This window comes from Nitrospirillum karajorum (assembly GCF_036348415.1).
GTDB lineage: Bacteria > Pseudomonadota > Alphaproteobacteria > Azospirillales > Azospirillaceae > Nitrospirillum > Nitrospirillum amazonense_B.
On the sequence record NZ_JAZBQB010000003.1, the window covers coordinates 142,652 to 156,110 of the forward strand.

The 13,459-nt window shown below is 67.0% G+C and carries 10 protein-coding genes and 2 pseudogenes; 3 read left to right on the forward strand and 9 right to left on the reverse strand.

Annotated elements, in window-relative coordinates; translation table 11 throughout:
- The first annotated feature begins 11 nt into the window (after positions 1 to 11).
- On the forward strand, positions 12 to 899 hold the full coding sequence (locus UCD39_RS14335; RefSeq protein WP_330496656.1) for an SMP-30/gluconolactonase/LRE family protein: 888 nt from the start codon (positions 12 to 14) through the stop codon (positions 897 to 899).
- A gap of 26 nt (positions 900 to 925) precedes the next feature.
- Here UCD39_RS14335 and UCD39_RS14340 read toward each other — a convergent pair whose 3' ends face one another.
- Complete coding sequence (locus UCD39_RS14340; protein WP_330496657.1) at positions 926 to 1,732, reverse strand: oxidoreductase; 807 nt, start codon at positions 1,730 to 1,732, stop codon at positions 926 to 928.
- Positions 1,733 to 2,547: 815 nt separating this feature from the next.
- Positions 2,548 to 3,963: a DHA2 family efflux MFS transporter permease subunit gene (locus UCD39_RS14345; protein ID WP_330496658.1), complete on the reverse strand. Its 1,416-nt coding sequence runs from the start codon at positions 3,961 to 3,963 to the stop codon at positions 2,548 to 2,550.
- 290 nt (positions 3,964 to 4,253) lie between these two features.
- Between UCD39_RS14345 and gstA the strand changes: the two genes are divergently transcribed.
- Positions 4,254 to 4,886 carry a glutathione transferase GstA gene (gstA, locus tag UCD39_RS14350; protein ID WP_330496659.1) on the forward strand — a complete coding sequence of 211 codons (633 nt, stop codon included), beginning with the start codon at positions 4,254 to 4,256 and terminating at the stop codon, positions 4,884 to 4,886.
- 92 nt (positions 4,887 to 4,978) lie between these two features.
- A pseudogene (locus tag UCD39_RS14355) lies at positions 4,979 to 5,359 on the forward strand (DUF2267 domain-containing protein); the annotation flags it as partial.
- Positions 5,360 to 5,395: 36 nt separating this feature from the next.
- Here UCD39_RS14355 and UCD39_RS14360 read toward each other — a convergent pair.
- From UCD39_RS14360 to UCD39_RS14390, 7 genes and pseudogenes are all read right to left on the reverse strand, one after another.
- Positions 5,396 to 6,493, reverse strand: a complete 1,098-nt coding sequence (locus UCD39_RS14360) for a glycoside hydrolase family 31 protein (RefSeq protein ID WP_330496660.1) — start codon at positions 6,491 to 6,493, stop codon at positions 5,396 to 5,398.
- Between the two features lie 77 nt (positions 6,494 to 6,570).
- Positions 6,571 to 7,848, reverse strand: a pseudogene (locus tag UCD39_RS14365) (TIM-barrel domain-containing protein); the annotation flags it as partial.
- Complete coding sequence (locus UCD39_RS14370; RefSeq protein ID WP_330496661.1) at positions 7,733 to 10,162, reverse strand: glycoside hydrolase family 2 TIM barrel-domain containing protein; 2,430 nt, start codon at positions 10,160 to 10,162, stop codon at positions 7,733 to 7,735. The gene UCD39_RS14370 and the pseudogene UCD39_RS14365, both read right to left, overlap by 116 nt.
- Before the next feature lie 235 nt (positions 10,163 to 10,397).
- Positions 10,398 to 10,955 (reverse strand): hypothetical protein, encoded by a 558-nt coding sequence (locus UCD39_RS14375; RefSeq protein ID WP_330496662.1) that lies wholly within the window; start codon positions 10,953 to 10,955, stop codon positions 10,398 to 10,400.
- Positions 10,956 to 11,116: 161 nt separating this feature from the next.
- Positions 11,117 to 11,905, reverse strand: a complete 789-nt coding sequence (locus tag UCD39_RS14380; RefSeq protein ID WP_330496663.1) for a CBS domain-containing protein — start codon at positions 11,903 to 11,905, stop codon at positions 11,117 to 11,119.
- A 107-nt stretch (positions 11,906 to 12,012) separates the two neighbouring features.
- Positions 12,013 to 12,576, reverse strand: coding sequence for a PTS sugar transporter subunit IIA (locus tag UCD39_RS14385; protein ID WP_330496664.1), 564 nt, complete (start codon positions 12,574 to 12,576; stop codon positions 12,013 to 12,015).
- A gap of 143 nt (positions 12,577 to 12,719) precedes the next feature.
- Positions 12,720 to 13,421: a response regulator gene (locus UCD39_RS14390; protein WP_145733655.1), complete on the reverse strand. Its 702-nt coding sequence runs from the start codon at positions 13,419 to 13,421 to the stop codon at positions 12,720 to 12,722.
- Positions 13,422 to 13,459: the final 38 nt, after the last annotated feature.

Here is a 13,459-nt window from a genome sequence, read left to right on the forward strand (position 1 = left end):
GAGGATGAACGATGCGTGAAGTCAGCTGTGTTCTGGACGCCCAGGCCCAGTTGGGCGAATGCCCGCGCTGGGTTTACGGCGCCGATGGCCAGGATGGCGCGCTGTACTGGGTGGACATTCCGGCCAAGACGCTCCATCGCTTCGATCCCGCCACCGGCCAGGACGTGCAGCGCGGCTTCGACCAGCCGGCGGCCTGCCTGGCGCGCCAAGGCGCCCACGGCCTGGTTCTGGGCATGAAGGACGGCTTCGCCCTCCTGTCCGATTTCGCGGCGGAGCCCATGCCCCTGGGCGCCCAGGTGGAAGAGTCGCGGCCCGACAACCGCTTCAACGACGGCCGCTGCGACCGGCTGGGCCGCTTCTGGTCCGGCACCCTGGATGGCACCAAGCAGCACCGCAACGGTACGCTGTACCGCCTGGGCGTGGACGGGCAGGTGACCGACATCGCCACCGGCTTCCTCACCAGCAACGGCATCGCGTTCTCCCCCGACGACCGCACCTTCTATCTGGCGGACACGCCCAACCACGTCATCTACGCCTATGACTTCGACCTGGCGGGCGGCCATCTGTCCAACCAGCGCGTCTTCCACCAGTTTCCGCATGGCCTGGGCCGGCCGGACGGCGCCTCGGTGGATGCGGAGGGCTGCTACTGGACGGCGCTGTACGACGGCGGCCGGGTGGTGCGCCTGTCACCCCAGGGCGAAATCCTGGAGGAGGTGGCCATCCCCGCCCGCCTGTGCACCATGATCGCCTTCGGCGGCCCAGACCTGAAGACCGCCTACGTCACCACCGCCCGGCAGAAGCTGGACGAGGCCGAACTGGCCCGCCATCCACAATCCGGCGGCATCTTCAGCTTCCGCGTCGATGTCCCCGGCCTGCCGGAGCACGCCTACGGGGGATGAGGTCGGGCCGCGGCGCCTTCATCCCGTCACCTCAGGCCGAATGTCTTCCTTAAGCTGGCATCGACAGGGCCGGAAGGCATGAAGCGCCGTAATATCCTGAGCAGAGAGGCCTCGCCTTTCGGGGTGCGCCGCATTCTCCAGGTGCCCAAGGCCGCGTCGACAATGGTGGCGGCCACGCGATCGGGCCCCGGCGCATTACCGAGGCTCTGCTGGATGGTACGGAAGACCGTATCCCGCTCGGCGTCGTAAGCCGTCAGTTGGGACGCCGCTTGCGGCGCGTTAACGTCAAGGCTGGTCTTGGTGTACGACGGCTCGACCAGGACCACCCGTATCCCGAAGCTGCGGACCTCGTGATCCAAGGTTTCGGACAATCCCTCGACGGCGTGCTTGGACGCCGAATAAAGGCCCATATACGGCGCGGGAAGAAAGCCGAGCACAGAACTGACGTTGACAATTCTTCCGGCGCGCTGCGCCCGCATATGCGGCAGCACGGCTTTTACCGTCCGCAATATGCCAAACACATTGGTATCAAAGAGGGCCTGAGCCTCGGCGATCGATGTTTCCTCGGTGGCGCCGAGCAGGCTGACGCCGGCACTGTTCACCAGGACGTCGATCCTTTTCGCCTTCGCCACGATGTTCTCAATGCCGCGTCGAACGGAGTCATCACTGCGGACATCCAACTCAATCAAAACGACGCCGGGTATTGGATTTGCCTTAGCGATGTCGCGCACGGTGCCGAATACCTGGCAGCCCCGCCTGGCGAAATTTTCGGCGGCGGCACGCCCGATGCCCGATGAAACGCCGGTGATGACGACGACTGGAGAGTTGGACATGGCGGTCCCTGTGAGTGGTGGGCGGTTCCATGGCGAGAAGGCTTCAAAAGCACTTCCCGGATCGGCCCCTTGTTGGCCTGACGAGACGTTAAGGAAAATACCGGCTCGGTCGCGTTCTAGGACGCCCTGCCCCCCAAGCGGTTGATAAAGTCCTGATCGGGGCGGGAATCCGTGGCCGACGCGGCCGGGCGGAAAAGGCCGTCGTGCTTGCCCTGCAGGCCATCGATGAACCGCCGCGCCGGATCGGTCTCAGGCGACGAGACGGGGGGACGACGCTGCGCGCCACTGGTTCCCGCTTGCCCATCAGCGACGCGACGAAGACTTTCGCCGGGTCCTGGTCCTGCGCGGCAAAGGCCGTGCCCGACATAACGCTGAATAGGATCAGCGCTTTGGCCGACCTCCGCGAAATTCTGTTGATCGAGGCGAGCATCATCTTTCTCCGGGAGCGCCGACGCAACCCGACCAGGGCTGGACCAGGGATCGGCTATGAAACGAACCCGCGCCATCAGGGGGCGGGAGCACCATCGTGCTACCCAGTAAAGATATATGATGAGTAACGTTTCTTCTATATCGTCACTCATCACTTTTATATATGCCTGCCATGCCGGCTGGCCATCGCAACACGGGCGGCGCGATGCAGAGCGCCGCCCGCCAAAGCGGCATGAACCGTTCCCTCTCGCAGCCCCCTGCCGGCGCTGGCGAGTTATGGGCCTATCGCTGGATTGAAAGACGTCCGCCGAACACCTTACACACGCCAAGGGCTGGCCCCCGCCCAAGGGCGGCGTAGAGCCCCATTCCAATGGCAGGCAACGGCTTTAATCGTCGCCGGCGGCGCTTTCGGTCGCGGGCTTCAGCGGATGGGTATGGTGGCCACTGACCTCCGCGCCGGCGTCGGGGTCCAGGCGGACGAAGTGGAAGACCGAGGTCAGGCCGATGGCCATGATCGTCAGGAAAGCGACCATGAAGTCATGGGGCTGCAGGGCGTCGCCGCCATGCGCGGCCAGGGTGACGTGCAGCAGCAGCGCGCCGGCGGCGACGCCCATGCCCAGCGACACCTGCTGCACCATGGAGGAGAGGCTGGTAGCGGCACTCATGCGGGCGGCGGGCACGTCCGCGAAGGCCAGGGTGTTCAGGCCGGTGAACTGCAGGGAGCGGAAGAAGCCGCCCACCAGCAGCACGACCAGGATCAGCGCCACTGGCGTATCGGGCCGGAACAGGCCGATGGCGCCGGTCAGCAGGGCGGACAGCACACTGTTGATCACCAGCGCCTGGCGGAAACCATAGCGGCGCAGGATAGGGCCGGCCGTCATCTTCATGACCAGCGCCCCCGCCGCCGTGGCGAAGGTCAGCAGACCGGAAATGAAGGCCGTCATGCCGAACCCCACCTGCAGCATCAGTGGCAACAGGAAGGGGATGGCGCCCATGCAGATGCGGAACAGCGACCCGCCCAGCACGCTGATGCGGAAGGTGGCGGTCTTCAGCAGATCCAGGTCGATCAGGGGATGGGGATGGCGCCGCGAGTGGCGGACCGCCACGATGCCGACCAGCAGCCCGAACAGCAACAGCGCCGGCGCCACGCGCCAATCCACCCCGTCGCGTCCGATGGACTCGAAACCGGCCATGAGGGCGGCCAGCGCCACGCCGGAGCTGACGAAGCCCCAGCCGTCCAGCTTGGCCACCGACTCCTCGCGATGATCGGCGATGTAGCGCCAGGACAGGTAAAGTCCCAGCAGGCCGATGGGAATGTTGATGAAGAAAATCCAGCGCCAGGACAGATAGGTGGTCAGCAGGCCGCCAATGGGCGGGCCGATCAGCGGCCCCACCATGGCCGGCGTGGTCAGGTAGTTCATGGCCCGGACCAGCTGGTCCTTGGGCACGGTGCGCAACAGCACCAGCCGGCCCACCGGCACCATCATGGCACCCCCCACGCCCTGCAGCAGGCGCGCCACCGCCAGCTGCGGCAGCGACTGGCTGAGCCCACAGGCGATGGAACCCAGGGTGAACAGCACGATGGCGGCGCGGAAGACTCGGCTGGAGCCGAAGCGGTCGGCGACCCAGCCACTGATGGGGATGAACACGGCCAGGCTGAGGATGTAAGCGGTGATGGCCAGGCTGAGATGAATGGGACTGACGCCCAGGCTGGTGCCCATGGCCGGCAGGGCCGTGGCCAGCACGGTGGCGTCCAGGTTCTCCATGAACAAGGCGCACGATATGATGAGCGCGACGAGCATGGGCCGTAACACTGCCTTTCATCCGGGGCTTTGACGCGGGAACAGGGCGACGAAAACGCTACCCGCCGTTTGAGAATTTGGGCAAAGCCGTTGCGTGGAACAAGTGTGTGCCCAGCATGGCTGACAGTCGGCCCACCCAACCATGCGGTGCGGGACACTCGATCAAGCCGTTCCCCCTGCGACCCCGCGTCCGCGATATGGTCGTGCGGGATTTCGCCCCTTGGCACCGGAACGCAGCCCCCTTAGGAATGGTTCCCCCATCCGCTTCCCGGTAAGGAAGCAGCTGAAGAATGGCAGAGGATCGTTCCATGAAGCTCTACTACAAGGCCGGCGCCTGCTCGCTTTCCCCGCACATCGTGGCCCTGGAGGCCGGTCTGGACATCGCCATCGAGGCGGTGGACCTGAAGACCAAGGTGACGGAGACGGGCGCCAACTTCCTGGAGGCCAATCCCAAGGGCTCCGTCCCCGCGCTGACGCTGGATGACGGCACCGTGCTGACCGAGGGCGCGGTCATCGCGCAGTATCTGGCCGACCTGGCCCCCGCCAGCGGTCTGATCCCCGCCGCCGGCAGCCTCGGCCGCTACAAGGTGCAGGAGTGGCTGAACTTCATCGCCACCGAGCTGCACAAAGGCTTCAGCCCCCTGTTCAACCCGGCGACGCCGGACGACTACAAGACGGTTGCCAAGCAGAACCTGGATCGCCGCTTCACGTATCTGGAAACCGTGCTGGCTGACGGCCGCTCCTATCTGACCGGCGAGACCTTCACCGTGGCCGACGCCTATGCCTATGTCGTGCTGACCTGGGCGGGCAAGGTCGGGATCGACCTCGCCGCCTATCCCAAGGTCTCCGCCTTCTTCACCCGCGTGGGCCAGCGGCCCAAGGTGCAGGCGGCGCTGAAGGCCGAGGGGCTGCTGGCCGCCTGAGCGACCATCCCCGTAAGGAGGGCCGTCCCCACCCGGATGGCCCTTCCTGACGGTACCCGCGCAGAAAGGAGGCCGGCCCCATGCCCATCCCCATGGAATTGCAGCACGCGTCCCAGGACTTCGAGCGCTTCCTGGCCGACGCCCGCGACCTCGCCGGCCTGGCCACCCGCAACCAGACCTACACCATGGTGCAGGGGGTGTTGCAGACCTTCCGCCGCCGGCTTGGCCCCGCCGACGCCATCCGCTTCGCTGGCGTGCTGCCGCCCCTGCTGCGCGCCATCTTCGTGACTGACTGGCCGATCGATGAGCCCCCGGTGCCCTTCACCGACCGCGCCACCATGACGCGCGAGGTGCAGGCGCTGCGCCGCGATCACAACTTCGCGCCCGACACCGCGATCCGCGACGTGGCGGAGGCCCTGCGCCGCCACGTCTACCTGGATGACTTCGACCGCGTGCTGGCCTCCTTGCCGGCGGGGGCGGCGGCGTTCTGGAGCGTCCCCCAAGCGCCGTCACTGACAGCGCGGCAGCGCAACGGTGACGGCCGCGCCCGTGTAGGCGATGATCTTGGCGTCCTCCGCCCCTGGCGCCGCACCACAGACGACGCGGAAGCGCACCGTGGCGGGCATTCCCGGAAAGGCGCCGTCGCGCGCCTGGATCGTCAGCCGGCGCTGCTTGTCCGACCAGGCCAGGGGAATGACCGCGCGCTTGCCCGCCTGGTAGCCATAACCGTCGCCCTGATCGTCATACAGCTCATACGCGGCGTCGCGGCCGGGGTAGACCCGCAGTTCCAGCGGCTCATCGCTGGGGGCGTCGGCATAGGCCTTGACGGGGCCCAGCGGCACGATGCTGCCCGCCCGCACGAACAGCGGCAGCGTCGCCAGGTCCGCCTTCGCGTCCACCCGCCGGCCGCCCGCCTGGGCGGCGCCCGTCCAGAAATCGAACCACCGGCCGTCGCCCGGCAGATAGACACTGCGCGTCGTGGCGCCCGCCTGCAACACGGGCGACACCAGGAACGCTTTGCCGAACATGTACTGGTCGGTGACGCGCAGGGCGGCGGCGTCCTCGGGGAAATCGAAGGCCAGCGCCCGCATCATCGTCCCGCGATGGCTCAGCACATCCCAGGACAGGGAATAGACATAGGGCAACAGGCGGTAGCGCAGTTTGACGTCGTCGATCAGGATTTTCTGGATCGCCGGGTCGAAGTTCCAGATCTCCTTGCCCTGCCCCGCCCCGTGGATGCGGAACATCGGGTTGAAGACGCCGAACTGGTGCCAGCGCACGAACAGTTCGGCATAGGTCTTGTCCTTCACCGGGTCGGGACTGAAGAAGCCACCGATATCCGCCGACCAATAGGGCTCCCCGCTCAGCGAAAAATTGAGTGCCGCCGGGATCTGCTTGGCCAGCGTCTCCCAACTGGCGTGGGTGTCGCCCGACCAGGTGATGACGCCGTTGCGCTGCTGGCCAGCGTAGGCGGAACGGGACAGGATGAACACCCGCTTGTCCTGCTGGTCCCGCCGCATGCCGTCATGGACGCCGCTGGTGTGCAGCAAGGGGAAGCTGTTGTTGACGACGATGCCGGGGCCGGCGGCGGTCGATTGCTCCCGCATCTCGCCGGTCTTCCCCCCAGCTCCGCCTCGTCCCCATCCAGCCACCAGCCGTCGAAGCCGAGGACGCCCAGGTTCCGCATGATCTGGGACCAATAGATCTCCCGTCCCTTGGGGCTCCAGGCGTCGTACCAGCGGCCGAAGCCGACGGGGTAGACATTGTTGAAGGCGTCCGGGAAGGCCGCGCCGGCCTGATCCAACTCCGCCAGGTTGGCGGTGCCGAGGTCGAAGCGCGGCCATACCGAGATGATGGTGTGGACGTGCAGATCATGGATCGCCGACACCATGGATTTGGGGTCGGGGTAGCGTGACTCCTCGAACCGGTGGCTGCCCCACTGGCCGCCCGCCCAATACTGCCAATCCTGCACCACGACATCGATGGGCACGCCCATGTCCCGGTAGCGCCGTGGGATGGCGACCAGTTCATCCTGGGTGCTGTAGTGTTCCTTGGACTGCCACATGCCCCAGGTCCAGCGGGCCATCAACGGCACGTCGCCGGTGAGCGCGCGATAGCCGGCGATCACCTCATCCAGCTTGGGTCCCAGGATGAAGTGATAATCGATGCCCGGCCCCGCCTCCGACCGGATGCCCAGCGGCAACGCGCCGGTGGCGACGTCGACATCGGTGACGGAGGCGTTGTTCCACAACAGGCCGAAGCCCGTGGGCGACACCAGCATGGGAATGCCCACGTCGGTGTTGGCCTGCTGCAGGTGGATGGTATGGCCGCTGTAGTCCAGAACGCCATTCTGGTGCTGGCCCAATCCATAAATCGGTGTCGCGGTCTTGAACCACTGGGTGGCCCCCACCCCGGCGTCACGCTCCCCCTCCTCCAGGATCACATGGTCCTTGGCGTCCAGGAAGGTTACGGCCGCCGTCCGCTTGGCGACGCGGACATGCAGCCGCGCGGTGGTCAGCACATAGGCGTCAGGCGTCTCCTCGACCTGGAAGGCGACAGTGCCGGGTTGGGCGATGACGGCCGGATTGTAGTTGCCGCGATAGCCCGGCGTCCCGAACCGGACGTGGATGATGCCATCCTGCCAGGGCTCGATGGTGAGAACGCCGCGCTCGGTGCGCAAGGCCAGCGAGCCGGCACCGTCCAACCTTTCCACCACGGTATCGGCCCGGGCCGTCACAGTGAGCGCCAGCAGCATGCCGATGGTTGGCAGGAGAGACTTGGACATGAAGTCCTTCAATGATGAGCGCATGGCCGTCCCTGTCGTCTTTTGTTTTATGAGGCTTGGATCAAGGGGAGATGGCATCGAGCGTGACCCGGCGCGTGGGCAGCCCCGCGACGTCGATGTCGACCGTGAGGGGCCCCGCCCGGGTACCGGCCCGGATGGCCAGGACCGCGCGGCCATGGAAGGTGCGCCGCTGGCCGGACTGTAAACTGCCGGCATCGCGGGGATCGCCATTCCCCATGCCGGCCAGCACGCCGGCGCCCGCAACCCGCGCGGTCACCAGGCGATCGGCATCCCGCGCGTAAACGGGCGTGCCGTCGGCGTCAGCCAATTCCACCGTCAGATAGGCCAAATCCTCGCCATTGGCCCGCATCGCCGTCCGGTCCAGCGATAGCCGGGCCTGGGCCGGCACGCCAGCCGTGCGCAATTCCCACCGCCCTGCCGGCTGGCCATCGCGATAGCCGACGGCGACCAGACGGCCGGGCGCATAGGGAACCTGGAAGGTCACCTTGTATTCGCTGGCCACGCCCACCGCGCGGCGGCCCAGGCTGTGGTCGTTCAGGAACAGCTCCACCTCCGGGAATTCGGAGTAGACCACCACCTCCAGCGGCTTGCCCTCCTGCCCAGGCCAGGTCCAGCTGGGATGGACATCATCCAGCGACCAGTCCAGATGCGGCGGCTGGATGGGGAAGTAATGCCGGTCGGGCAAATCCTCCGTCCCCGCCGGCTGGCGCACGAAGGCGGAAATGGGGTCGATGCCCGTCTTCCACAGCACCTCGCGGTAATAGGCGGCCGGCCGCTTGCGGCCCGTGGCGTCGATCTCGCCGCAATAGGCCAGGGTCCAGGGATAGGGCGCCAGCTTCTGCCAATCCTGGCTGTAGCCCATCCAGCCGATGCCGGCCTCACCGATATAGTCGACCGCCGTCCAGACGAAATCGCCGATCACCCAGGGCATGGTTTCGACCGGCCGCCAATACTGGAAGGCATCCTGGGGCGTGGACTCGGTGGTCAGCATGACCCGGTTGGGGAACTGAACATGGTCGGGGCCGAAGAGATGGGCGCGGTAGTTATAGCCGGCCACGTCCAGCACGGCGAACTGACGGGCGTTGTCCGGCCCGTCGATGCTGACCGCCTGGATAACCGGACGGGTGGGGTCCAGGCGGCGCACCCGCTCCGCCAGGCGCCTGCCCGTCTCCGCCCCCTGCGGCGTTCCTTGCTCCGGTATCTCGTTGCCGATGCTCCAGAACAGCACGCTGGGATGGTTGCGACCGCTGACCACCAGACTGTCCAGGTCGGCCACCCAATCCTGCGCGAAGAAGCGGGCGTAGTCCTGGGCGCGCTTGGGCTTATCCCAGGCGTCGAAGGCCTCGTCGATGACCAGCATGCCCAGCGCGTCGGCGGCATCCAGAGTCGCCTGGCTGGCCGGGTTGTGGGCGCTGCGGATGGCGTTGTAGCCGGCGGCCTTCATCAGCGCGACCTTACGCGCGTCCGCATCGGGCAGGCCGGCGGCCCCGATCATGTAATTGTCGTGGTGAATGTTGCCGCCCTTCAGCACCACCTTTTGGCCGTTGATGCGCAAGCCCTGCCGCGCGTCGACGGTGATGGTGCGGATGCCGAAACGGGTGCGCCGCTCATCCTTCAGCACACCTCTCACGCGCACCTGCTGCACCAGGGTGTAGAGGTTGGGCGCATCCGGCGACCACAGCGCCGGCCGGTCCACCCCCAGCGACTGGGCCCCCTCCACCCGGCCGTTGGCCGCCGCCGGCAGCACCTGCCGCGCCTGGGCCACCACAGTGCCATCGGCCGCCACCACCTGGGACAGCAGATCGACCGTCGCCGCGCGGGGCGAACGGTTTACCACCGCCGACCGCACCGCGACTTGTCCGCTTTGCACCGTGGCCACCGGGGTGGTGACGGCCGTGCCCTCCGGATCGAGATGCACGGGGTCCAGGACATCCAGGCTGACCGGGCGGATGAGGCCAGTGCCGGCATACCAGCGCGACGAGGGGTCGGGATGATTGACCCGCACGGCAATGACATTATCACCAGACCTCACCTTGCCCGTGAGGTCCAGGCTGAAAGCCGTATAGCCGTAGCGATGGCGGGCCAGCCGCTGGCCGTTCAGCCAGATGTCGGCATCCATGTAGACGGCTTCGAAATTCAGACGGACGACGCGGGCCGCCTGAGCCGCGTCCAGCACCAGATGCCGACGGTACCAAGCCTGTCCCCCCGGCAGGTAACCGGAGTCCTGGCCGGCGACCGCCTGCGCGTCGAACGGCGGCGTCCCATCGGCATGATCATCAATGGACGCGTCATGGGGAACGGTGACCTGGCGCCAGTCCTTGTCATCGAAAGCCACGGCCTCGGCGCCCGCCGCCTCGCCGCGATGAACCCGCCAGCCGGACGCCAGGGGCAATTGCTCCGCCCCGGCGCTAGTGGACAGCACGGCAAGGATCACCGTCAGCGCCAGCAGTCGGTCGCAGCTTCGTGGCATAACGCTGTTCTCCCTGGGGCCCGTCCCGCACCTGCCGCTGCGGACCCTCATTTATTCTGCGCGCGTCAGACTGCCGTGGCCGCTGCCCGCCCCATGGCGATGCCCCATGGCGATGAGCGCGGTCGCGCCTGTGATAACGCTAACATCCGCACTCATTTGTCGGAGTAATCAGATTAATGTCAACAGGGCATAGGCGGACGGGGCGCCTCGGAACCACGACGCCCCGTCCCATGGGTCACGGCAGGAACGCCTGGTTGTCCCGCATCTGTTTCAGCATGTCCTTGCCGGCGTCGTTCACCACCTGGCCGAAAGCGCCGTACATCATGTCCAGGGTGGCGCGGGCGACAGGGCTGCCGGGGTCGGTCTTCTCTGGCGGAATCCAGGGGTATTCGCCGCCGTCCTCCTCCCCCGTCTCGGGATTGACCAAGGACACCAGGTGCCGCGTCTCGACATAGCCGTGGTCGCTCATGTCCTTGGTCTGGGCCAGGAGGTACAGGGTGGGGCCGGTCAGGCTGCCGCCCGGGAAGCTGGACATGAAGCGTTGGCGGTCCACCGTCTTGGTGCCATCCGCGCTCAACTTTCCATACAGCGCGTCGGCATCGGCCGTGCCGCCTTCGCCGGACGCGACGGCGGCCTCCACCTCTTTCGCGCTGAGGACGCCATCCTTGTCGGTGTCGCTGACGGCGAAAATCTGGTCCAGCGCCGACTGCTTGGCGGCGGTGTCGTCGCTCGGCGGCCCCAGGTGGCTGACACCCGTGCTGACCCCGCAATTGATGACCGGCATCATTTTCATCGTTCCCCTCCCCCAAAATCTATCGGTGAGCGATGAACGACAAACATGCAACTTTCAAGCCATGGCCAAGCCCTTGATTCCCGGCACATCGCCGGACGGCGACACCGGAAGGAAAGGGTGCCGCCGGTCAAAACCTGCCGAGTTGGGCGGCCAAAGCTGCCTCACGCCACGAAGGCGTTATCGACGCCGGCCCAGCCGGGCAGGCCCTCAGCCACCACCAACTGATCGCGCACCTCGCGCACGCCGGGGCCGTTTTCCGCCACCACGCGGAAGGCCTGGGCCACACGGGCGTCATACACGACGCCGGTCAGGGTGACGATGCCGTTGGCGACCGTCACATCCACGCGGCTGTCGGCCCACCAGCGCTTGTCCGCCAATTCCACCAGCAGGCGATAACGGATTTCGCTGTCCAGCAAGGGCGGCTCCTCCACCGGCGTCACGCCCAGGTCCAGGGTGTGCAGCAGGGCGCGCACCACGTCGGCGCGGCTGATCACCCCCGCCAAATGGCCATGGGCCAGCACCGGCAGGCGCTTCACCTTGTGGCGGTCCATCAGGGCGACGGCGGTGGCGATGTCGTCGTCCACGTCCACGGTCAGGACGCTGCGGGTCATGACCTCATCCACCCGGCGGCCGTGGACCTTGCTGTATTGGTCGGCCTGGTCGCCCGGGGTGATGAAAAGGCGCTGCCACCAGTGGCTTGGGGCCTCCGTCCCCGTCTCGGCGCGGCGCATCAGGTCGCCCTCGGTCAGGACGCCGACGACGCGGCAGCCGCCGCCATCCGCCGCCGGATCATCCTCCACCACCGGCAGGCCGCTGATGCGGTTGCGCACCATCAGGCGCAGGGCATCCACCAGCGGCGTCTCCGGCCGCACGGTCAGGACGCCGGGCGTCATGATCTGGCGGACGGCGGTGGGCTTGAAAATCTCGAAATTCGGGGCGGGCGCGGTCATGGCGGCATCCTCCGGTTGGGATGCCGCCATAGTGGGCCCGGGGCCGGTGGGCGTCCTTGATGCGGGTCAATTCAGCGCCCGCATCAATTCGGCCCCGCCCCTTCACTTCAGCATGCGGCGCCCGCGTCCAGGATGGGGGCGACCAGGGCGTGCAGGGACAGCGCGTCCGGCGCGGCGCGCAGGGTGGCGGCCAGACCAGGCGTGCGCAGGGCGCGGCTGATGCGCGCCAGGGCCTGAAGGTGGGCATTACCGCAATGGACGGGCGTCAACAGGCCGAACACCAGATCCACGGGGGCGCCGTCGATGGCCTCGAACTCCACCGGCTTGGCCAAGCGGATGAAGGCGCCGATGGGCCGGGTGATGCTGGCGAACCGGGCATGGGGAATGGCGATGCCGGCCCCCACGCCGGTGGAGCCCAGCGCCTCACGGGCGCGCAAATCGTCCAGGACCGCGCCGGCGTCCAGGGCGCCGGCCGCGGCGATGCGCAGCGCGATCTCCTTCAGGACGGCGTCCTTGGTCGACACCGTCAGGCCCAGCCCGACGGAGGACGGGGCCAGCGCGGAAGGAGTGCCGGAGGGATTGGCCGACGGATCGGATGCGATCGACGCCATGACGTCAGCGACCTTGGGGGCGGCGAAGGCCGACCGGGGCGCAACGCTGGAGCGGAGCATGGAAACAACCGTGCTGGTTACCGATCGCCGTCACATAAGCGATCTTGACCCCTTTGGGAAGCCCCAACTGCGGCAGCATAACGCAGATGCCGGCAGGGTATGGATGCCCGTCCATGATTCGTTTCCGTTAAAAGTCCGTGGAATCAGAGGGATTCGTCACTAATGACCAAGCGGTAGCCGATGCCGGGTTCGGTCTGAATGATTCCCGGCGCGTTGGGGTCACTTTCAATCTTTTGGCGCAGCATGCGGATATAGACGCGCAAGTACTGCACCTCGTCTTCCTTCGCGGGGCCCCAGACTTCCTTGAGGATTTGCCGGTGGGTCAAAATCTTGCCGGCGTGCGCCGCCAGGAAACGCAACAGGTCGAATTCCGTGGGCGACAAATGCAGCTTCTCCGGCCCCCGCGTCACCTGCCGGTTGATGAGGTCGATGGCCAGCCCGCCGGCGTTCACCACCGACCGGCCGCCCTGTTGCTGCACGGCGTGGCGCAGGGCCGCCCGGATGCGGGCCATCAGCTCCGCCGTGCCGAAGGGCTTGGTGACATAGTCGTCGGCGCCCAGGTCCAACGCCGCCACCTTGTCCTCCTCCTGATCGCGGCTGGACAGGATGATGACGGGCGTGGGCCGCTCCGCCTTCAGCTTGCCCACCAGGTCCAGGCCGTCGCCATCGGGCAGGCCCAGGTCCAGCAAGACCAGGTCCACGCCCGGCAGGCGGGCCTGCACCAGCCCCTCCTGCGCCGTCGCCGCCTCCACCAAGGTCCAGCCCTGGGGGGCCAGCACGGCGCGCAGCAGGCGCCTGATGGCGACTTCATCCTCGATGACCAGGATGCGATGGGGTTTGCTCATGATCTCAACTCTAGTCCAGCATGCTCTTTACCCGAGAA